Genomic DNA, 22,989 nt, shown 5'->3' on the forward strand with positions numbered 1-22,989 from the left:
ACCACAGAAGGTGCTTCTTGATCTCCTGCAGTACCGATAGGTTCGGTGTATTCAGGAATTACTACAGAAGGTGCTTCTTGTTCACCCGCAGTGCCGATAGGATCTGTGTACTCAGGAATGGTTACAACTGGAGCAGGCTCATCCCCTTTACTTGTAAGGATTTTTTTTTCAACTGGAGCAGTTTCGTCCTTAGGAAAGATAGCTACAACAGGACTAGTAGTTGTTGTACCTTGGATGGCATAAGCTTCTATCGAATTGCCAGCTTTACGATCTGTAGCCTCAGGAATATCTAGTTGAACCTTGTTGTCCTTAATGGTTAATACTGTTTGTTCGCCTGATGTGACAAGATGGTCATCATCGACTTTTCTAAGTAGGAGAGGATCTTTGATGCCAGGGAAGGTCACAGCGACTGCATCCCAATTACTAGCTGGTAAGGTTAGAGTAACAGTCTTGTCTTCTTTCTTAACAGCTTCAAGGCTTGGACTATCGAGTGACACGGACGGAGCTTTTAAGATATCAAAGGAATCAAGAGAAACTTTCTTTCGTCCTTGTGGAGAATTTGGATCGACTTTCAAAGTAAGAACGTGATCACCATCTGCTAGATTGGTAAATTCGCCAATTAATGCACCTTTTTCAGTCGCTCCTGGAGTGTAGAAGTCAAGAGCTGGCATCTCTTTTCCATCGAGTGTGACAAGTGCCTTGCCTAGCGATGATGATTTTAATCCATAGATTCGGATACCTGTTCCAGAGAATGGAATGGTTGCAGTGGCTTCAGAAGCGAGGCTATCATCAGCGTTGATGTCAGCGTATTTTTCTGTAGAAGCATAGAGTTCTGCATCGCTCCAATCCTTAAACATGGAACCATACTGGATACGAGGGTCACGGTCGTCAATCTTCTCAACAGCTTCTCCTTGGCCTGGAAAGACTTTGAAGTAATCGAGAGAAATTTTTGCACGCTCATTGGCACGTCCTTTGTGCTCGCGCTTAACAGTGATGGTCATCAAATGAGGACCTGAGGATAGATTTGTGTAACGTCCTATCAATACACCTTTTTCAGTTGCTCCTGCTGTATAGAAGTCAAGTTCTCCAACAGATTTGCCATCAATTTTAACATCGGCAAGTCCCAATTGAGATGACTTGAGACCGTAGATTTCAATACCAGGTCCATTGAATGGAATAGTTGCAGTCGCATCCTTATCGGAATAATTTCCATTTGAGATATCAGCGTATTTCTCTGTTCTACCAAATAGTTCTGTGTCAGACCAATTTCCAAAGGCAGAGCCGTACTGGATGCGTTTGTCACGGTCATCTACCAACTCACTAAAGGCATCAATAGAAGCAGGATCTGAAACTGGTGTTGTACGATCCCCTAGCATAGCCTTAACGGTATAAGTATAGGCATGGCTAGAATCAATCGAGCGATCGATGAAGTGAGTTTGGTTGGTGATAAACTCACGTAGGCTAGAAGCTTGGCTATTTTCATCTTTGCTTTCTCGTCGGATGACATAATGACTTGCTCCCTCAACTGTGTTAAAGTCGAGTTCAGCCGTCATGGCATCTTTTCGAACAGCTGTCAAACGAGTCACACGTCCAGGGAAGTTTTCAAAGGTAATGACATCGCCCTTTTGAGTAGCAAGCTGAATACGGTTATCTTTGATACGGGTAGCTTGTACTTCCTTACCGTTTACCTTGACAATGCTAGCTTCAATATTTGGATAGTCTACAACCAAATCTCCACCAACATTTGAAAGGAAGGTAAGGGATTCAAGATTCTTTTCTTGCCATTTCATGCTGACTTCAAAGTTGCCACGGGCTACAAGACCAGAAACTTGCCCGTCTTTCCAAGCATCTGGAAGGGCTGGTAATGGTGCGATATAACCTGTGTGAGACTGAAGGAGCATTTCTGCCATACCGCTGGTTGCACCAAAGTTACCATCAATTTGGAAAGGCGCGTGGGTATCCCAGAGGTTTTCTAGGGTTGAAGATCTGAGCTGTTCAGCCAACAAACGGTGGGCACGATTCCCATCTAGGAGACGAGCCCAGAGGTTGATTTTATTAGCCTTAGACCATCCAGTACCACCATCTCCACGGTGATTCAAGCTAGCACGCGCAGCCTCAAGGTACTCAGGTTGATCCTTGCTAAATAGGGTACCAGGGAAGAGTCCGACCAGATGAGAAACGTGACGGTGGTGATTCTCAATGCCTTCGTTGGTGAATTGAGGGCTGTCTTCCTCAAACCACTCCTTGATACGACCATCTTGGTTGATATGAAGTGGTTTTAACTTATCAAATTTAGCCTTAACTTCTGTTACAAGGTCTTGATCCACTTTCAGATGGTTGGCCACTTCCATGTAGTCGTGGAAAAGTTGCCAAACTAGAGACTGGTCGAAGGTATTCCCAATAGTGATAGTTCCATGCTCTGGTGAGTAGGATGGAGAAGATACCCAACGGTCACTTGCTTGGTCATAATGCAGGAAGGAATTCCAGAACTTAGCAGTTTCCTTGAGCATTGGATAAATCTTTTCTTTAAGATAAGTTTCATCCTTGGTGAATTTGTAGTAGTCATAGACGTTCTGCATCATCCAAGCATTGGCAGCAGGAGACCAACCCCAATAGTAGTTCCAACCAGGAGTTGTCCAGCCAAATGGCGTTGCTTGGGTATGAACCAACCAACCATTTTCTTGACCTTCTTTAGATTCAATACCAGCGTATTCCTTGGCAGCGATACGGCCATAGTAGCGCATATCATCAATATAATTGATCATTGGCTTGGCAGTTTCAGCAAGATTGCTCATGTAGGCAGGCCAGTAGTTCATCTGTAGGTTGACATTGAGGTGATAGTCAGAGTTCCATGGTGGATTATCTACAGCGTTCCAGACTCCTTGCAAGTTGGCAGGAAGGGCATCAGTCCGGTCACGAGAAGAACTGATGAGGAGGTAACGTCCGTACTGGAAGAAGAGTTCTTCTAGCTTTTGGCCTTTTGTTGGATTATAGGTATGAAGAGCTTCTTTTGTAGTTTGATTAGACTTGCTACCACCGAGGTTTAATTGAACACGATTGAAAAGGCTTTGGTAATCCTTGATGTGATTATTTTTCAGAGTTTCATAGTCTTTTGCCTTGGCAGCATCTACGATAGATTTGACAGTTTTCTCTACGTCAATATCCTTGCGATAATTAGTTTTTGGATTTTGAGCAAAATTAGTCTTGGCACTGAGTAAAAGGGTCGCATAGCTTGCTCCTGTAACAGTCAAATAACCATCTTGAGCAGTGACTTGTCCGTCAGTCTTGATACCAAGATAAGAGGCAAATTGAAGGCCGTTATCTTTAACAGTACCCTTGAGCAAAATACCATTAGAATCTACACTGACAGTCCCTTTTTTGTAATTAGAATTATCCCAAGAATACTGTCCATTAGCAATTAGGTCTTCTGTTAAGCTATTCCAAAGTGTAAAATCAAGGGTCTTATCCCCTTTTTTACTCAAGTGGGTGACAGTAACATCGTCTGGGAAGCTAGAGAAAGTCTCACGTTTGAAGCTTGTCCCGTCTTGGGTATAAGAGGTAGTTGTGATAGCTTCAGAAATATCCAAGCCACGGTAGTAGTCGGTAACATTCTCCAAGCCTTTCTTTTGGTTATTGAAGACCATAAAGACATCACCGAAGGCTAGGTAGCGACCATATTGGGCATTATTAGGCCCAACGAGATTTCTTTCAGCTAGGCGTTTGGCTTTTTGACGGTCACCGTCCTCTAAAGCCTTACGGATTTCTGCCAAGACTTTGTAGCGATCTTTGTAGTTTCCGCCGTTGTAGTCTTGACTATCTGGCTGTGGGCCTCCAGACCAAAGGGTTTTTTCATTGTACTGGATTCTTTCTTCACCAATCAAACCAAAGACTTTGGCACCCATTTCTCCATTTCCGACTGGCAGGGCTTGTTTTTCCCATCCATCATAGGAAGGAGCAGTTGGTTGGTTGTAATGCAGTTCGTAATGTTCTTGTTTGTTCACAGGAAGTTCTGGTTTCTCGCTCTCCTTATTTTCAGCAGGAGGAGTAGCTGTGCTAGTATCTGACTGACTACTTGTTTGAGGTAATTCTGGCTCTGCGATGGTTTGCTTCTCAGATGATTCAGCTATAGGCTGAGTCTCTGTGTTAGAAGCAACAACTTCCTCAACTTTCGTATCCGGTTTAGCAGAGGTTTCAGTAATTGTTGCCTCACTTTCCGGAATCTCGATACCATCAGCAGCCACACCCTGTGCTGCTAAAAAAACAGCTCCTAGTAAAACAGAGGCAGCTCCGATGCTCAATTTTCGGATGCTATACTTGCAGGATTTTTCCCAATATCTTTTATCCACAAAATTCTCCTTTCTCATATCTGGAAGCGCATACATTTTATTGCAAAAAAAATAAGTCTTCAGAAATATATGTGATTTTTTCAGATAATCTTAATATAACAAATAAATGGAGTTATTGCAAGGGCTTTCAAGGAAAATGGGCTTATTTTACTAAGTTTTACTAAGTATGAAGTATTTGCTAATTACTTAGGAAATCACAGTGGATGTAAGCGTAAATCAAACTAGTCAGGCGGGGGACTTTATGGTATAATATAGAAGACTCAAAAAGAAACAGGAGAAATATTATGGATCTTATTTTAGCAATTGTATTGATTGTTTTAGCTTTTCTAGGGGGAGCTCTTGGAGGTATGTACTTGGTGCGTAAGCAAATCGAAAAAGAATTTGCGGACAACCCACGTTTGAACGCAGAAGCAGTTCGTACTCTGTTGAGTGCAAACGGTCAAAAGCCAAGCGAAGCTAAAGTACAACAAGTGTACCACCAAATCATTCGCCAACAAAAAGCAGCCCTTGCAAATAGCAAAAAGAAAAAATAAAAGCTCTTTTGAACTATAAATAGGAAAAGTCTGGGATGAAAGTTCCAGACTTCTCACTATATTCGACTTATATTTAAGGATAAGGCTTTTTCCTTGCATTCTATTGATATTTGATTATGATTAAGAGGGAGACAGTTGGGAGTTTGCCAGTCTGTCAGAAATTTCAGTGAGAAATGTAATGATAATGAACTATCAATCAGAAAAATAAGACTAGAAAGAAGACTGTATGGATAATCGACCAATTGGTTTTTTGGATTCGGGCGTTGGAGGCTTGACCGTTGTACGTGAGCTCATGCGCCAGCTTCCTCATGAAGAAATCGTCTATATTGGAGATTCGGCACGGGCACCTTACGGGCCTCGTCCTGCTGAGCAAATTCGTGAATATACTTGGCAGTTGGTCAACTTTCTCTTGACCAAGGATGTCAAGATGATTGTCATTGCTTGCAATACGGCAACGGCAGTCGTCTGGGAAGAAATCAAGGCTCAACTAGACATTCCTGTCTTGGGTGTGATTTTGCCAGGAGCCTCGGCAGCCATTAAGTCTAGCCAAGGTGGGAAAATCGGGGTCATTGGAACTCCCATGACGGTACAATCAGACATCTACCGTCAGAAAATCCATGATCTGGATCCAGATTTGCAGGTGGAGAGTTTGGCTTGTCCCAAATTTGCCCCCTTGGTGGAGTCGGGTGCCTTATCAACCAGTGTAACTAAGAAAGTGGTTTATGAAACCCTGCGTCCCTTGGTTGGAAAGGTGGATAGCCTGATTTTGGGTTGTACCCATTATCCGCTTCTTCGTCCCATCATCCAAAATGTGATGGGACCAGATGTAAAACTCATCGATAGTGGTGCAGAGTGCGTGCGGGACATCTCTGTCTTACTCAATTATTTTGAAATCAATCGAAGCCGAGATGCAGGCTCGTTACAACACCGTTTTTACACAACAGCAAATAGTCAGAGTTTTGCTCAGATTGGTGCAGAATGGCTGGAAAAAGAGATTCATGTGGAGCATGTAACATTATGACAAATAAAATTTATGAATACAAGGATGACCAGGACTGGTATGTAGGTTCCTACAGTGTTTTTGGCGGCATTCGGACTTTGACGGATGATGAGTTAGACTTTCCCCTGTTCCAATTCGCCGAAATATTTGGAGATGAGGAGCGAGGCTTTCCACTTTCAGTTACCGTTTTACGCTATGGTTCTCTCTACCGTTTATTGTCCTTTGTGGTAGATATACTTAACCAAGAAATGGGACGAAATTTGGAAGTCATTCAACGTCAGGGGGCTTTGCTCTTAGTTGAAAATGGGCAACTCTTGTATGTTGAATTGCCTAAAGAAGGAGTCAACGTTCAAGATTTCTTTGAGACAAACAAGGTCAGAGAAACTTTGCTGATTGCGACTCGTAACGAAGGTAAGACCAAGGAATTTCGAGCTATTTTTGACAAACTTGGTTATGATGTGGAGAACCTTAATGACTATCCAGACCTGCCTGAAGTAGCAGAAACAGGCATGACCTTCGAAGAAAATGCCCGTCTCAAGGCAGAAACGATCTCTAAATTGACAGGCAAGATGGTTCTGGCGGATGATTCTGGTCTTAAAGTTGATGTTCTGGGTGGTTTGCCAGGCGTTTGGTCAGCTCGATTTGCAGGAGTTGGAGCTACTGACCGTGAAAATAATGCCAAACTCTTGCACGAATTGGCTATGGTCTTTGAACTCAAGGACCGTTCTGCTCAATTCCACACAACCTTGGTCGTAGCTAGTACAGGTAAGGAAAGCTTGGTTGTCGAAGCTGATTGGCCAGGTTACATTAACTTTGAACCTAAGGGTGAAAATGGCTTTGGTTATGATCCACTTTTCCTAGTAGGAGAAACTGGTAAATCATCAGCCGAATTAACCCTTGAAGAAAAAAATAGTCAATCCCACCGTGCCTTAGCCGTTAAGAAACTTTTGGAGGTATTTCCATCATGGCAAAGCAAACCATCATTGTAATGAGTGACTCCCACGGAGATAGCTTGATTGTAGAAGAAATCCGTGACCGCTATCTTGGGAAAGTCGATGCTATTTTTCACGATGGTGACTCGGAACTTCGCCCGGATTCACCACTCTGGGAAGGAATCCAGGTAGTCAGAGGAAACATGGATTTTTACTCAGATTACCCAGAACGTTTAGTGACTCAATTAGGTCCAACTAAGATCATCCAGACTCATGGGCACTTATTTGATATTAACTTTAATTTCCAAAAGCTTGATTTTTGGGCTCAAGAGGAAGATGCAGATATCTGTCTTTATGGGCACTTGCATGTTCCAAATGCTTGGATGGAAGGGAAGACCCTCTTCCTAAATCCTGGTTCTATCAGTCAACCACGTGGAACTATCAGAGAATGTCTTTACGCCCGTGTAGAGATTGATGATAGCTACTTTAAAGTGGATTTTTTGACACGTAACCATGAGGTCTATCCAGGCTTGTCTAAGGAGTTCGCTCGATGATTGCCAAAGAATTTGAACAGTTTTTACTGGAGCAAGAGGAAACCTTTTTAACTCCTGCTGAAAATTTGGCTGTACTCATTGATACCCACAATGCAGATCATGCAACTCTCCTCCTTAGCCAGATGACCTATACCAGAGTGCCAGTCGTGACTGATGAGAAAGAATTTGTCGGAACCATTGGACTTAGAGACATTCTGGCCTACCAGATGGAGCAGGGCTTGAGTCAGGAAGCCATGGCAGATACGGATATTGTACATATGACCAAGAAGAATGTAGCAGTTGTCAGTCCAGACTATACACTGACGGATGTTTTACATAAGTTAGTGGATGAGTCTTTCCTACCAGTCGTTGATAAGGATGGTATCTTCCAAGGCATTATCACACGGAAATCAATCCTTAAGGCTGTCAATGCTCTCTTGCATGATTTTAGTAAGGAATATGAGATTCGAAGCAAATGAGAGAAGGAATTTCAGCATTTTTAGAAGAAAAACAAGGTTTGTCTGTAAATTCTAAGCAATCCTATAAGTATGACTTGGAGCAGTTTTTAGATCTTGTAGGAGAACGAATCTCTGAGACAAGTTTAAAAATCTACCAAGCTCAACTATCTCAGTTTAAAATCAGTGCCCAAAAGCGTAAGGTTTCTGCTTGCAATCAATTTCTTTACTTTTTATACCAGAAGGGGAAAATTGCTACCTTTTATCGTTTAGAATTGCCGAAACAGGCTGAGAAAAAGCAAGTTCAGTCAGAACTTTTAGATCTCAGTTCTTTCTGGCAAGAAAGTGCCTATCCAGAGGGACGCTTGTTGGCCTTACTGATAGTTGAATTGGGCCTCTTACCAAGTGAAATTCTAGCCTTAAAAACAAGTGATGTGAACCTAGATTTTCAAGTGTTGAGAGTCAATAAAGCTTCTCAACAAAGAATCTTGAGCCTTCCCACAAACCTGCTTGCAGAGTTAGACCCCTTGATGGGACAGACCTATCTCTTTGAAAAAGCTGGGAAGCCCTATTCTCGTCAATGGGCCTTTCGTCAGTTAGAAGCCTTTCTAAAGGAAAAAGGTTTTTCAGACTTATCTGCCCAAGGATTGAGAGAACAGTTTATATTAAGACAAATCGAAGAAAAGGTTGACTTGTACGAAATCGCTAAAAAATTAGGATTAAAGACAGTCATGACCTTGGAAAAATATAGATAATGGATATTAAATTAAAAGATTTTGAAGGGCCTTTGGATCTTCTTTTGCACTTGGTTTCAAAGTACCAGATGGATATCTATGATGTACCGATTACAGAGGTTATCGAGCAATATTTAGCCTATATCTCGACATTACAAGCTATGCGTTTGGAAGTCGCAGGTGAGTACATGGTCATGGCTAGCCAACTCATGCTGATTAAGAGTCGCAAGCTCTTGCCGAAGGTTGCAGAAGTGACGGATTTAGAGGATGACCTTGAGCAGGACCTCCTTTCTCAAATCGAAGAATACCGTAAGTTTAAACTTTTGGGAGAGCAGTTGGAAGTGAAGCACCAAGAACGAGCTCAATATTACTCAAAAGCACCGACAGAGTTAATTTACGAAGATGCAGAACTCGTGCATGATAAGACCACGATTGACCTTTTCTTAGCCTTTTCAACTTTGTTAGCTAAGAAAAAAGAAGAATTTTCCAAAAGTCATACAACCATTTTACGCGATGAATACAAGATTGAAGATATGATGGTCATCGTCCGAGAAGCTTTGGTTGAAGGTGAGCAATTATGCTTGCAGGATTTGTTTAAAGAAACCAAGGATTTACAAGAGGTCATCACACTATTTTTAGCAACCTTGGAGTTGATTAAAACCCAAGAAATTCTCTTGATTCAAAAAGAGAGCTTTGGAGATATCTATCTCCTGAAAAAGAATGAGGAAAATCAAGTAGAGCAGAGTCAAGCTTGATAGAGAGGGAATATGAGTACTTTAGCAGAAATAGAAGCGCTCTTGTTTGTAGCGGGTGAAGAGGGGATTAGGATTCGCCAGTTGGCTGAGCTCCTTTCTTTGCCACCGACTGGTATCCAGCAAAGCTTAGAAAAATTAGCCAAAAAGTATGAAAAAGACCAGGATTCCAGTTTAGCCTTGATTGAGACAGGTGGTGCCTACAGATTGGTAACCAAGCCTCAATTCGCAGCCGTTTTGAAAGAATACTCTAAGGCACCTATCAATCAGAGCCTGTCTCGGGCTGCCCTTGAAACCTTGTCCATCATTGCTTATAAGCAGCCTATCACACGGATAGAGATCGATGCTATTCGGGGGGTTAATTCAAGTGGAGCGCTAGCTAAGTTGCAAGCCTTTGACTTGATAAAAGAAGACGGGAAAAAAGAAGTTCTTGGACGCCCTAATCTCTATGTAACGACGGATTATTTTCTGGATTATATGGGCATTAACCATTTGGAAGAGTTGCCCGTGATTGATGAGCTTGACATTCAAGCACAAGAAAGCCAATTATTTGGTGAAAGGATAGAAGAAGATGAGAATCAATAAATATATTGCCCACGCAGGTGTGGCCAGTAGGAGAAAAGCAGAAGAGTTGATCAAGCAAGGCTTGGTAACTGTCAATGGCCAAGTGGTTCGTGAACTAGCAACGACTATCAAGTCAGGCGACAAGGTCGAAGTTGAAGGACAACCAATCTATAACGAAGAAAAGGTCTACTATCTGCTCAATAAACCACGCGGTGTGATTTCCAGTGTGACAGATGACAAGGGTCGTAAGACTGTTGTCGACCTTTTGCCCAATGTTAAAGAGCGTATCTACCCTGTGGGACGTTTGGACTGGGATACGTCTGGAGTTTTGATTTTGACCAATGATGGTGACTTTACGGATGAGATGATTCACCCTCGTAATGAGATTGATAAGGTCTATGTTGCGCGTGTGAAAGGGATTGCCAACAAAGAAAATCTTCGTCCCTTGACTCGTGGAGTAGAGATTGATGGCAAGAAGACCAAGCCGGCTGTTTATGAGATTCTTAAAGTAGATCCAGTTAAAAACCGTTCAGTTGTTCAGTTGACCATTCATGAAGGACGCAATCACCAGGTCAAAAAAATGTTTGAAGCTGTTGGTCTCCAAGTAGATAAACTTTCTCGAACTCGTTTTGGTCATCTAGACTTGACAGGACTTCGTCCAGGAGAATCACGCCGTCTCAATAAAAAAGAAATCAGCCAACTACACACCATGGCTGTAACAAATAATAAATAATGAAAAAAATCTTAATTGCGCCAGTGCGCTTTTACCAACGCTTTATCTCGCCAGCCTTTCCACCTTCTTGTAGATTTGAACCCACTTGTTCAAATTACATGATTCAGGCTATTGAAAAACATGGCCTCAAGGGAGTCCTTATGGGACTGGCTAGGATATTACGTTGCCATCCTTGGTCTAAAACGGGTAAAGATCCAGTGCCAGACCACTTTTCATTAAAAAGAAATACCAAGTAAAAAGGAATCGTAACAGATTCCTTTTTACCTGATAAGAACTATGAAGTCGGAGGATTTGTGATTTCCACTACCCTTCTCCTATAAAAAGTGGTAAAATGGTTGAAAGAAAGAAGGGATTAAAATGACAACATTATTTTCTAAAATCAAAGAAGTGACAGAACTTTCTGCTATCTCAGGTCATGAAGCACCTGTACGCGCTTATCTTCGTGAGAAGATAACACCTCACGTGGATGAAGTAGTAACAGATGGCCTAGGTGGTATTTTTGGTATCAAATACTCAGAAGCAGTCGATGCACCTCGTGTTTTGGTAGCATCTCACATGGATGAAGTTGGTTTTATGGTAAGTGAAATCAAACCTGATGGAACCTTCCGTGTCGTTGAGATTGGCGGTTGGAATCCTATGGTGGTCAGCAGCCAGCGCTTTAAACTCTTTACTCGTGACGGTCGTGAAATTCCAGTAATCTCAGGATCGGTACCTCCACATTTAACTCGTGGAACAGGTGGTCCAAGCATGCCAGCTGTTTCAGATATCGTCTTTGATGGTGGTTTTGCGGATAAGGCTGAGGCTGAAAGTTTCGGTATCCGTCCTGGAGACACCATCGTTCCAGATAGCAGTGCAATCCTAACAGCTAACGAAAAAAATATCATCTCCAAAGCTTGGGACAACCGCTACGGAGTTCTCATGGTTAGTGAGTTGGCAGAAAGCTTGTCAGGCCAAAAACTAGGCAATGAACTTTATCTTGGAGCCAATGTCCAAGAAGAAGTCGGACTTCGTGGTGCCCATACATCAACAACCAAATTTGACCCAGAAGTATTCCTTGCTGTGGATTGCTCGCCAGCTGGTGATGTTTATGGTGGTCAAGGTAAGATTGGTGATGGAACCTTAATTCGTTTCTACGATCCAGGTCACTTGCTTCTCCCAGGCATGAAGGATTTCCTTTTGACGACAGCTGAAGAAGCTGGAATCAAGTACCAATACTACTGTGGAAAAGGTGGAACGGACGCTGGGGCAGCTCATCTGAAAAATGGTGGAGTCCCATCAACAACAATTGGTGTTTGTGCTCGTTATATCCACTCTCACCAAACACTTTATGCAATGGATGATTTCCTTGAAGCACAAGCATTCTTACAAGCCTTGGTTAAAAAATTGGATCGCTCAACTGTAGATTTGATCAAAAATTATTAAACAGAAAAGATGGAGGGAATAGGGATGGAAGAACCAAACCTAGAAACCTTGATTCGGGATCTTTACAATCATGCCCGTCAGAACCTTAGTGAAGATTTGGTGATCGCACTTGTAGAGACTGCTAAGAAATTACCTAGCACCAATGAGCGATTGCTAGCAGTACGACTTTCAGGTTTAGTTACACTCGAACTACTCCAAAATCCCAAAACACCAGCACCAGAGTTAGTCAATCTGGCCCGCTTTATCCAAAAGGAAGAAGCTAGGTACAAGGGCGCAGCTGCATCTTCCATTATGATTGGAGAACTATTTAAAATGCTTTGATTCGAGAGAATCAAAGCATTTTTTTCGTTTTAAATTTGTTCTGCCAAAACCTTTTCAGCCAGGTTCATAGCGTGGTCTGATACACGAGTGTAGTGAGAAATGATATCGATAAAGTTGACACCTGCTTGGGTAGAACATTCACCGTTATTAAGACGTTTGATATGTGTCTTACGAAGAACACGTTCCATATTGTTGATGTCTTCGTGACGTTCCATAAGGGCTTGGGCTTGTTCAAGATCATTATTTTCAACACTCTCAAGAGCATCTTTGACGAATTCGCTCGTTTTAAGATAAATCTCTGCGAGTTCTTCTAAGGCAGCTTCAGAGAATTGAACATTCTTGCGTTGCAAGTAATCATTAAGATTGAGCAGGGCTTCTGCGTGGTCTCCGATACGTTCCAAGTCTCGTGAAGAGTCAAGGATATTGGTTAAGACTTCACTCTCTTTTTGGCTCAAAGCTTCACCAGATAAACTAATGAGGTAACGAGTCAATTTTTCATCAATAGTGTTGATGGCTTCTTCGGTCTTATGACCTTTTTCCGCAACTTTTTCATTAGAATTGATGATATAGTCGTAAGAGAGGTCAAAGGCTTTTGCAGCGTAGTTTCCCAAGTGTAGAAGTTCTTTTTTAGCATTTCCAAGAGCGATAGATGGAGCTTGTTTGATGAGTTGCTCGTCTAGGTAGAGAGCTTCGTATTTGACAACTTCATCTTCACCAGGGATGAGCTTGGTTACCAAGAAGGCAAGAGCTCCAATGAATGGGAACTGGATAATGGTGTTGGTAATGTTGAAGGTTCCGTGGGCGAAGGCAATGGTCATTTCTGGAGACAAATGAAGAGTCGTTTCAAACCATTGAATCAAGGCTGTGAAGGGAACGAGGAAGATGATACAGATAACAGTCCCGATAACGTTGAAGGCCACATGGGCCCCCGCTACACGCTTGGCTGCGATATTTGCTCCAAGTGAAGCGATAATCGCTGTGATAGTAGTTCCGATGTTATCCCCAAAGAGAACTGGTAGGGCGCCCTGAAGGTCAATCAGATTGCTAGCGTAGAGATTTTGCAAAATACCGATGGTCGCTGATGAGGCTTGAATTAGAAGGGTTAAACCAGTTCCGACAAAGACTCCCAGGATTGGATTTTTACTCAGCTCTACCATGTAGTCTTTAAAGACTTGTAAATCCTTGAGGGGCTCCATAGCACCACTCATAAGATTGAGGGCGAAGAAGATACCACCGACACCAAAGACAATTCGTCCGATGTTATTGATGGTTCTATTTTTTGTGAAGAAGAGACAGACTGCTCCGAGAAAGAGCATGGGTAATGCGTAGTCTCCCAATTTAAAACCGATGATAAAGGATGTGACAGTTGTCCCGATATTGGCCCCCATGACAATCCCGATAGCCTGACGTAGGGTCAAAAGTCCCGCACTGACCAGACCAACCGTAATAACTGTAACCCCTGAACTAGACTGAATCAGGGCAGTCATTCCAATACCTACCAGAATACCAAAGAAAGGATTGCTGGTATATTTGTCAATGTAATATCGAAGACGATCTCCAGCTGCTTGTTGCAAACCGTCCCCCATGGTCTTGATACTATATAAGAATAGTCCCAGACCACCTAAAAAGTGAAATACAATTTCCTGCCAATTAATGGACATTTTCTTTTTCCTCCGAAAAATAATCGCGGAATCTCTCCCATTCTATTTTAAAGGATTAAGAGCGATCTAACAAGTAGTAAATGATCTTTTTTTAAGAAAAATGTTAAATTTATTCTAAAAATGGAGCTTGATTGTCTAATTTATATTAATTCTTCACTTCTATATAGTTCTTTTGGGACTCATGTTGACTCTTCATCTAAATAGCGTAAAATGGAGATGAACTGTTCTATTATCTTTATTAGGGCAGCTACTTTTTTAAAACAAAAATAAAGCGCTTACTTTCTGGAAGTAAAAGGAGAAAAAGATGAAGAATCCATTTTTTGAAAAACGTTGCCGCTATAGTATTCGAAAATTGTCAGTGGGTGCCTGCTCTTTGATGATTGGTTCAGTCCTATTTGCAGGACCAGTCTTAGCTGAAGAAGCAGTTATTGCTGAAAATCCTACGGGGACAACAGCAGTAGCTTCGGAGCAACCAACTACGCCTGCGCCAGAAGTGTTGAAGGAGTTGGAAGCATCTGAAGACAAGGTTAGCGAGCAACCAGTTTCAAATGAGAAGCCATCACTGGAAGAGCTGACAGCAAGAGATAAAGAAGCGACAAGTCCGACTGCTGAAACTCCTAAGGCTGAAGAAGCACCTGTGGCTACAGAAAATAAGGCTGAAGAGAAAGCAACTGTTTCAGATGTTCCTAAGAAAGAAGAAAAAAGTCTTCGACCAAAAGAAATTAAATTTGACACTTGGGAAGATTTGTTGAAATGGGAACCGGGTGCTCGTGAAGACGACGCTATTAATCGTTCCTCAGTTGAATTGGCTAAACGTTACCGTGGGCATGTAGTCAACGAAAAAGCCAATAAGGACGCTAAGGTTGAAGCTCTTGCCAATACCAACTCTAAGGCTAAAGACCACGCTTCTGTAGGTGGTGAAGAGTTTAAAGCCTATGCATTTGATTACTGGCAATACTTGAATTCAATGGTCTTCTGGGAAGGGCTCGTTCCAACTCCGGACGTGATTGATGCTGGTCACCGTAATGGTGTCCCTGTATTGGGTACACTCTTCTTCAACTGGTCTAACAGTATTGCAGACCAAGAAAAATTTGCTGAAGCCCTTAAACAAGACGAAGACGGAACTTTCCCTATCGCTCGTAAGTTGGTTGATTTGGCTAAATACTATGGATTTGATGGATATTTTATCAACCAAGAAACAACAGGAGATATCGTAACGCCTCTTGGTAAGAAAATGCGTGACTTCATGCTCTATACCAAGGAATATTCGGCTCAAGTCAATCATCCAGTGAAATATTCTTGGTATGATGCCATGACCTATGAATATGGTCGTTATCATGAAGATGGTTTGGGTGAATACAATTACCAATTCATGGAAAAAGAGGGAGACAAGGTTCCTGCGGATCACTTCTTTGCCAACTTTAACTGGACTAAAGAGAAAAATGACTATTCTGTAGCTATGGCAAAATGGCTAGAACGCAGTCAGTATGATGTTTTTGCAGGTTTGGAATTGCAACAAGGTGGTTCTTACAAGACAAAAGTGAAATGGGATGCCCTTTTTGATGAGAACGGCAAACTTCGCTTATCACTTGGACTTTTTGCCCCAGATACTATCACGAGTCTTGGGAAAACAGGTGAAGACTATCATAAGAATGAAAATATCTTCTTCACAGGTTACCAAGGAGATCCAACTGGCCAAAAACCAGATGACAAGGACTGGTACGGGATTGCTAACCTCGTAGCTGACCGCACACCAGCAGTAGGCCGTACCTTTACAACATCCTTTAACACAGGACATGGGAAGAAATGGTTTGTAGACGGTAAAGTTTCTAAGGATTCTGAATGGAACTATCGTTCTGTATCAGGTATCTTGCCTACATGGCGCTGGTGGCAAACTTCATCTGGTGCTAAACTTCAAGCTGACTATGACTTTGAAGATGCCTACAATGGTGGTAACTCACTTAAGTTTGCGGGTGATTTAGCTGAAAATACCAACCAAGATGTTCGTCTCTACTCTACAAAACTGGAAGTAACGGATAAAACAAAACTTCGGGTTGCCCATAAGGGGGGTAAGGGAAGCAAGGTCTATGTAGAGTTTGCGACTCAGAAAAACTATACATTTGGTGGCGAGAATGCTCGTAAGGAACTGACTCTATCTGACGATTGGACAAAAGATGAATTTGATTTGAGTGCCTTGGCAGGTCAGACTATTTACGGTATCAAGCTCACTTTTGAAAATACTGCTGCCCTTAAGGGATATCAATTTAACTTGGGTGAGTTGACTGTAACAGATAATCAAGAGGCTCCTCAAGCACCAACAGCGCTTAAAGTAGCTAAACAATCTCTTAAAAATGCCCAAGAAGCGGAAGCTATTGTTCAATTTACAGGTAACAAAGATGCTGACTTCTATGAAGTTTATGAAAAGGATGGCGATGCTTGGCGTCTATTGACAGGATCATCAGCAACTACTATTTACCTACCAAAAGTCAGTCGTTCAGCTAGTGCGACTGGAACCAGTCAAGAGTTGAAGGTTGTCGCAGTTGGGAAGAATGGCCTTCGTTCTGAAGCAGCAACTACAAACTTTGACTGGGGAATGACTGTCCAAGACACCAGTCTTCCAAGACCACTAGCAGAAAATATCGTTCCAGGAGCGACAGTTATCGGAAGTACCTTCCCAAATACAGAAGGTGGAGAAGGCATCGAAGGTATGTTGAATGGTACGATCACCAGCCTATCTGACAAATGGTCTTCTGCTCAGTTGAGTGGTAGCGTAGATATCCGTTTGACACAACCACGCCGTGTCGTTAGATGGGTCATGGACCATGCCGGTGCTGGTGGTGAATCTGTCAATGACGGCTTGATGAATACGAAAGACTTTGACCTCTACTACAAGGATGAAGCTGGAGAATGGAAACTAGCCAAGGCTGTTCGTGGCAACAGAGCCCATGTGTCAGATATTACTCTTGATAGTCCAATCACTGCGCAAGAATGGCGCTTAAACGTCATCACGTCTGATAATGGAACACCATGGAAAGCCATCCGTATCTATAACTGGAAGATGTATGAAGCTCTTGACACTGAGAGTCAAAACATCCCAATGGCTAAAGTCGCAGCGCGTGTTCTAACGGACAATAAGATTCAACTTGGATTCTCAGAAGTTCCTGCTGGAGCTACCATCACAGTTTATGACAAGGCAGATTCAAAAACTCCAATCGCTACCTTAAATACGGTAGTTGGAGGGGATTTGGCAACAGACCCATTAAACTTTGAAAAACGTCCGAGTCTTCTTTACTATCGTACACAATTGCCAGGTAAAGAAATCAGTAATACTCTTGCTGTGACGATTCCTCAGGATGAGAGAAAGATTAAGGCTGTCAGTCTAGAAGTAGCACCTAAAAAAGCAACTTATCAAGATGGTGAGGAATTGAATCTCAAAGGTGGTCTTCTTCGCGTCAAATATGAGGGTGAAGAAGCAGACGAAGTCATCAACCTTAGTCATGCAGGTGTAGTTGTTAACGGTTACGATGCTCACCATCATGGCGAACAAGAGTTAACAGTAACCTATCTTGGTCTTCCAGTTGCAGGAAGCTTCAAGGTTCAAGTGACTGGTGAAGAAGCTGGTCCAAAAGAAGTCGCAGCCTTGTATATTAGCAAGCAACCGAAAATTGATTACTTTGTAGGCGATACTCTTGACTTATCAGAAGGACGTTTCAAGGTCTTGTATGATGATGAAACGGAGACAGAACATAGCTTTACAGACCAAGGAGTCGAAATTACGGGCTATGATGCTCAAAAAACAGGCCGTCAAAAACTTCAGTTGCACTATCAAGGACAAACTGTCGACTTTGATGTTCTAGTATCACCTAAAGCAGCTGTCAACGACGAATACCTGAAACAAGAAATCACATCTGCCCAAGGACGCAAAGAAACAATAGCTTATACATTTGCCGATGCAGCAAAACAAGCAGCTCTAGTTGAGAAGATTAATGCAGCGAAAGCGATTTTAGAAAATCATGATGCTAGTCAAGAAACAGTCAACCAAGCCTTGAATGACTTGAAACAAGCTGGTACTGACTTGAATGGTGTACAGCTTTATCAAACAGCTAAGGAAGAGCTTGAAACTCTTCTAGGAAAAGTTCGTGAGAAAAATGCAGACGATCCAATCATCGCTCAAGCAGAAACTCTTATTGGCTCAACAAATCCAACTCCAGAAGCATTTGCCAACCTCAAGGAAGAACTCAATAAAAAACTCCTTGTTAAAGAAAGCCATCATGTAGGTAGCTTAGAAGAAGGCGAAACTGCGCCAACAGTTGAAGTACTACCTGAATTAGTGGTTGAGACAGAAACTCAAGCCTTCGAGAGTCAAGAACGTCCGTCAGGAGACCTCTTGTTGGGTGAACGTCGAGTCGTTCAGGCTGGTGCAGAAGGACAAATCCGTCATTTGATTGAAGTCGATGCCAAAGGCAATCGTACTCTTCTTCAGACAGAAGTCGTCAAGGAAGCAGTTGCAGAAATCACTGAAGTTGGTACTAAGGTAGAAAGCCGTGTTCAACCATTGGACGGTTCTGGAGATCTTGTTCTCGAAAAACTAGAATTGGAAGTGAAAGAAGAAGCCGTAGCCTTCAAACACCAAGAGCGTCCGACAGGAGAGCTTTTACTAGGTGAACGCCGTATGGTTCAAGCAGGTGGGGCAGGTCAAATCCGTCATTTGATTGAGGTAGATGCTAAAGGCCATCGCACACTTCTTAAGACAGAGGTAGTCAAGGAAGCAGTTGCAGAGATTACTGAAGTCGGTACCAAGGTAGAAAGCCGTGTTGAGCCACTAGAAGGACCAAAAGTCTTGGAAGTTAAGAAACCAAGCTTGGTAGTTGAAGAAGAAGTTCTTGCATTTGGACGTGAAGAAAGAGAAAACTCAAACCTTTCAGCAGGTGAACGTCGTCTAGTTCAAGCTGGAGTTGAAGGCCTGCGTAGAAATCTTGTAGAAGTTGATGCTGAAGGCAAACGCAGTCTCAAGGGAACAGAACTTGTCAAAGAGGCGGTAGCTGAGATTGTTGAAGTTGGTACCAAAGTAGAAAGTCGCGTACAGCCATTAGATGGATCTGGCGATGCTATTCTAGAAAAACCAGAACTAGCGGTTGAGGAAGAAGTGGTAGCCTTCGAACGTCAAGAACGTCCGTCAGGAGACCTCTTGTTAGGCGAACACCGTCTGGTTCAAGCTGGTGAGGCAGGGCAAGTCCGTCACATGATTGAGGTAGATGCTAAGGGTAATCGCACGCTTCTTCAGACAGAGGTAGTCAAGGAAGCAGGAGCAGAGATTACTGAAGTTGGGACTAGGGTAGAAAGTCGTGTTCAACCATTGGACGGTTCTGGGAATCTTGTTCTCGAAAAACTAGAATTGGAAGTGAAAGAAAAAGCCGTAGCTTTCAATCACCAAGAGCGTCCAACAGCAGATCTTTTATTAGGTGAACGCCGTGTGGTTCAAGCTGGTGAAGCTGGGCAAATCCGTCACATGATTGAGATAGATGCTAAAGGCAATCGCACACTTCTTCAGACAGAGGTAGTTAAGGAAGCTGTGACTGAGATTGTTGAAGTTGGTACTAAGGTAGAAAGTCGTGTTCAACCACTAGAAGGACCAAAATTCTTGGAAGTTAAGAAACCAAGCTTGGTAGTTGAAGAAGAAGTTCTTGCATTTGGACGTGAAGAAAGAGAAAACGCAAACCTTTCAGCAGGTGAACGCCGTCTAGTTCAAGCTGGAGTGGAAGGCCTTCGTAGAAATCTTGTAGAGGTTGATTCAGAAGGCAAGCGTAGTCTCAAGGGAACAGATCTTGTCAAAGAGGTGGTAACTGAGATTGTTGAAGTTGGTACAAAAGTAGTTGAAGCACCAACTGAAAAACCAGTCGTACCTGCTCAAGTGCCTCAAACGACTAAGCAGGAAGTGGCCAATGCAGAAGCTAAGCATGGTCAAGCAGTAGAAAAACAATTACCAAATACAGGTACAGGAGTCGATGTAAATCTAGTAGCTCTTGGACTGGCTGGAGTTTTAAGTGGCTTTGGTTTGCTAGCTCAAAAGAAAAAAGAAGATTAAGTTAAACTTCTTAATTTACCGTCTGATAGGACAAACATGTTTATGGTAGATGAATTCAAAACTGGATAATACATCTAAAAGTTTGAAACAAGAATAGTTTAAAAGATGTTTTGGGGAAAGCTCTTATTTATTAGAAAAGGATAATATCTGTACTGCCCCCAAAAAAGTTAGACAATTAATTTATCCAAAGGATTTAGTTCTGTATTGCACAGGACTAAGTCCTTTTCTACCATTTGTCAAGTGTATCAAGGTATTTGATAAAAAAGTTAAATTCGCAAACTAAGTTTCACCGCTAGTAGAAGTGGAAGTTAATCTGATAAAAATCCTAAAAACCAGTGGAAATCCGTGTCAGGGTAAATTCCACTGGTTTTACTAATGCTTGATTTCATCGCTTTTGAAGGCGAAATGAATCGAAAAAAAGAGCGCACAAAATCCCCTCATATGAAAGTGTTTTAGACTAATTTCCACTTTGGACAAATAAGCGGAAGTTGCTTTAAGAAATTACCTAGCGTCAAATAATTTCAAGCAGCAAACAAAAGACTTGTATATTGGAGGAAAATTCGGTAGAATAGAAAGGATTTAATATTTTATTATAAAGGAAAAAGTTAAGTGATGAAACATCAATTTTACGGAGAAAAGCGTCAACGTTTTTCTTTTAGGAAGTTATCAGTAGGTCTGATATCTGCGACTATCGGAAGCTTCTTTTTGGGTTCTGTAGCTGGGCCTAGTACACACCCTGTTGAAGCTGCAGAGTTACCGGCGAATCAAGCTGTTCAGATTCAGTATAAGTATGTTATGGAATCAGAATTGACCGATGCTGAAAAGGGAATGATTGTTAAGGAACTTCCAAAATTTGTAGAGGAAAGTACAGATGCATACTACTTGGTTTATCGTCCGAAAAAAGAAGGAAGATTGATAGGAAACTTACCAAGTACTGGCTACTCTGGTATGTGGGAAGCAATCTTTGCAACAGCTGGTATTGTTCTTGTGGTCTTGGTAATTTCTAAGGGGAAAAATGGGAAAAGATACTTATCTTCGATTTTATTGGTGACTGGACTAGGTTCTGTCCTTCTTTCTCCTGCTACGCTTGCGGTTACAAATATTGAGCTAGCTGCTTATAATCAGCTTTTAAATTTGGGACTAGGAGAGCAACTACCTCAGCCCTTGAACATTGAAGATTTTGAATACATTGGTTATCTGAAGAGTCAGGCTATTTTGAAAAATTCTCGGGAGCAAGGTGAAGAATCTGAGGATAAAACTAATAAGACTGTAAATCAATCAGTGGATCGTTCTGAAAATGACAAAGCGGTAGCAATATCAAAAGTAGATAGTTCAGACAAGTCGACAGATGAAAAACTGGAGCTTGTCAATGGAGCAAACCGAGTGTCGTCGGGAAGCTCAATTTCTGATCGCTCTGAGTTACAATTATCTAGTCAAGATGAAAGTCAAACGCAAGTGCTTCCTTATCAAACAGAATATCGCTATTCGGATAATCTTGTTAAGGGGCAAACAAAGATCATTCAGGTGGGTGTATCTGGGGAACGTACAGTGATTACTCGTCGCTACAGTACTGGTCAGAAGGTGATAAAATCTGAGTTGGTGTCTGATCAAGTGACAGTTCAACCTGTTTCAGAGATTATTCTGATGGGCACGGCAGAAAGTAGTCAATTGCTAAAAGAATCGCCAGTTCACGAAATTCCTGAATATACAGCTTCGGTAGGTACGTCAGGTGACAACCCAGCTCCAGTTCATGACCTTCCCGAGTATACAGCTCCTGTAGGCACAGCAGGTGACGACTTAGCTCCAGTTCATGAAGTTCTAGAATACACAGATCCTGTAGGTACAGCAGGTGAAGTTCCCGTTCCAGTTCATGAATTTCCAGAATACACAGAATCTGTAGGCACAGTAGGCGATGACTCATCCCCAGTTCATGAATTATCTGAATATACAGATTCAGTCGGAACAGTTGGTGAAGCTCCCGTTCCAGTTCATGAATTTCCAGAATATACAGATTCATTGGGCACAGCAGGTGACGATCCAATCCCAGTTCACGCCCTCCCTGAGTACACAGAACCTATAGGCACAGTAGGCGATGACTCAGCTCCGGTTCATGAATTGCCTGAGTACACATCTCCAGTAGGCACAACAGGTGACGATCCAGCCCCAGTTCACGAAGTCCCAGAATATACAGCTCCTGTGGGTACAGTAGGTCCAGAGCCCGCTCCCGTTCATGAAGTTCTAGAATACACAGATCTTGTAGGTACAGTTGGCGAAGTTCCTGCTCCCGTTCATGAATTGCCAGAGTATACAGAATCAGTCGGTACATCCGGTGAAGATCCTGCTCCTGCTCATGACCTCCCCGAGTATACAGATTCGTTGGGCACAGCCGGTGAAGATCCAGCTCTGGTTCACGAATTACCAGAGTACACAGATCCTATAGGCACAGCCGGTGACGAACCAGCTCCCGTTCACGACGTTCCAGGCTACACAGAATCAGTCGGCACAGCCGGTGACGAACCAGCTCCGGTTTACGACTTGCCAGAGTACACAGAATCAGTCGGTACAGCTGGCGACGCCCCAGCTCCGGTTCATGAGGTTCCCGAGTATACAGATCCAGTCGGTACAGCTGGTGACGCACCCACCCCAGTTCACGAAGTCCCAGAATATACAGACCCAGTCGGTACATCTGGCGAAGAACCCGCTCTCGTTCACGAAGTCCCAGAATATACAGACCCAGTCGGTACATCTGGCGAAGAACCCGCTCTCGTTCACGAAGTCCCAGAATATACAGACCCAGTCGGCACAATGGGTGACGCACCAGCTCCAGTTCATGAAGTCCCAGAATATACAGACCCAGTCGGCACAGTGGGTGACGCACCAGCTCCAGTTCATGAAGTCCCAGAATATACAGACCCAGT

General features: G+C 42.6%; 16 protein-coding genes. 14 read left to right on the forward strand and 2 right to left on the reverse strand.

Annotated elements, in window-relative coordinates:
• A partial coding sequence (locus tag QM887_RS09475; protein WP_414271393.1) for an SIALI-17 repeat-containing surface protein occupies positions 1-4,346 on the reverse strand: 4,346 nt, incomplete at its 3' end.
• Positions 4,347-4,630: 284 nt separating this feature from the next.
• On the opposite strand from QM887_RS09475, the gene QM887_RS09480 reads away from it, so the two are divergent.
• The 12 genes from QM887_RS09480 (at position 4,631) to QM887_RS09535 (ending at position 12,325) form a co-directional block, all read left to right on the forward strand.
• A complete protein-coding gene (locus QM887_RS09480; RefSeq protein ID WP_075226808.1) occupies positions 4,631-4,879 on the forward strand; it encodes a YneF family protein in 249 nt (82 codons plus the stop codon).
• Positions 4,880-5,105: 226 nt separating this feature from the next.
• On the forward strand, positions 5,106-5,900 hold the full coding sequence (gene racE / locus QM887_RS09485; RefSeq protein WP_075228845.1) for a glutamate racemase: 795 nt from the start codon (positions 5,106-5,108) through the stop codon (positions 5,898-5,900).
• The gene (locus QM887_RS09490) at positions 5,897-6,868 is read left to right on the forward strand and encodes a nucleoside-triphosphate diphosphatase (protein ID WP_414271394.1); all 972 of its coding nucleotides are present in this window, start codon (positions 5,897-5,899) and stop codon (positions 6,866-6,868) included. Before racE ends, QM887_RS09490 begins: the two co-directional genes overlap by 4 nt.
• A complete protein-coding gene (locus QM887_RS09495; RefSeq protein WP_004251713.1) occupies positions 6,844-7,365 on the forward strand; it encodes a metallophosphoesterase in 522 nt (173 codons plus the stop codon). Before QM887_RS09490 ends, QM887_RS09495 begins: the two co-directional genes overlap by 25 nt.
• Positions 7,362-7,823: a cyclic-di-AMP-binding protein CbpB gene (gene cbpB, locus QM887_RS09500; RefSeq protein ID WP_414271395.1), complete on the forward strand. Its 462-nt coding sequence runs from the start codon at positions 7,362-7,364 to the stop codon at positions 7,821-7,823. The genes QM887_RS09495 and cbpB overlap by 4 nt, the downstream gene beginning before the upstream one ends.
• Complete coding sequence (gene xerD / locus QM887_RS09505; RefSeq protein WP_414271396.1) at positions 7,820-8,554, forward strand: site-specific tyrosine recombinase XerD; 735 nt, start codon at positions 7,820-7,822, stop codon at positions 8,552-8,554. The genes cbpB and xerD overlap by 4 nt, the downstream gene beginning before the upstream one ends.
• The gene (locus QM887_RS09510) at positions 8,554-9,288 is read left to right on the forward strand and encodes a segregation/condensation protein A (RefSeq protein ID WP_414271397.1); all 735 of its coding nucleotides are present in this window, start codon (positions 8,554-8,556) and stop codon (positions 9,286-9,288) included. The genes xerD and QM887_RS09510 overlap by 1 nt, the downstream gene beginning before the upstream one ends.
• A 12-nt stretch (positions 9,289-9,300) precedes the next feature.
• The gene (gene scpB / locus QM887_RS09515) at positions 9,301-9,870 is read left to right on the forward strand and encodes an SMC-Scp complex subunit ScpB (protein ID WP_371608208.1); all 570 of its coding nucleotides are present in this window, start codon (positions 9,301-9,303) and stop codon (positions 9,868-9,870) included.
• Positions 9,857-10,582 (forward strand): pseudouridine synthase, encoded by a 726-nt coding sequence (locus tag QM887_RS09520; protein WP_016466836.1) that lies wholly within the window; start codon positions 9,857-9,859, stop codon positions 10,580-10,582. Before scpB ends, QM887_RS09520 begins: the two co-directional genes overlap by 14 nt.
• Positions 10,582-10,818: a membrane protein insertion efficiency factor YidD gene (gene yidD, locus QM887_RS09525; RefSeq protein ID WP_414271398.1), complete on the forward strand. Its 237-nt coding sequence runs from the start codon at positions 10,582-10,584 to the stop codon at positions 10,816-10,818. The genes QM887_RS09520 and yidD overlap by 1 nt, the downstream gene beginning before the upstream one ends.
• Positions 10,819-10,939: 121 nt before the next feature.
• A complete protein-coding gene (pepA, locus tag QM887_RS09530; RefSeq protein WP_414271399.1) occupies positions 10,940-12,004 on the forward strand; it encodes a glutamyl aminopeptidase in 1,065 nt (354 codons plus the stop codon).
• 24 nt (positions 12,005-12,028) lie between these two features.
• The gene (locus QM887_RS09535) at positions 12,029-12,325 is read left to right on the forward strand and encodes a bacteriocin immunity protein (protein WP_414271400.1); all 297 of its coding nucleotides are present in this window, start codon (positions 12,029-12,031) and stop codon (positions 12,323-12,325) included.
• A 29-nt stretch (positions 12,326-12,354) separates the two neighbouring features.
• On the opposite strand, the gene QM887_RS09540 is transcribed toward QM887_RS09535, so the two are convergent.
• Positions 12,355-13,986, reverse strand: coding sequence for a Na/Pi cotransporter family protein (locus QM887_RS09540; RefSeq protein ID WP_414271401.1), 1,632 nt, complete (start codon positions 13,984-13,986; stop codon positions 12,355-12,357).
• Between the two features lie 304 nt (positions 13,987-14,290).
• Between QM887_RS09540 and QM887_RS09545 the strand changes: the two genes are divergently transcribed.
• Entirely contained in the window at positions 14,291-20,071 is a 5,781-nt protein-coding gene (locus QM887_RS09545) for an endo-beta-N-acetylglucosaminidase (protein WP_414271402.1), read from the forward strand.
• A 612-nt stretch (positions 20,072-20,683) separates the two neighbouring features.
• On the forward strand, positions 20,684-22,989 hold a 2,306-nt coding region (locus tag QM887_RS09550), incomplete at its 3' end, for an SIALI-17 repeat-containing surface protein (RefSeq protein WP_414271403.1).

It is taken from the genome of Streptococcus infantis, from assembly GCF_047460875.1.
Classification (GTDB): domain Bacteria; phylum Bacillota; class Bacilli; order Lactobacillales; family Streptococcaceae; genus Streptococcus; species Streptococcus infantis_AA.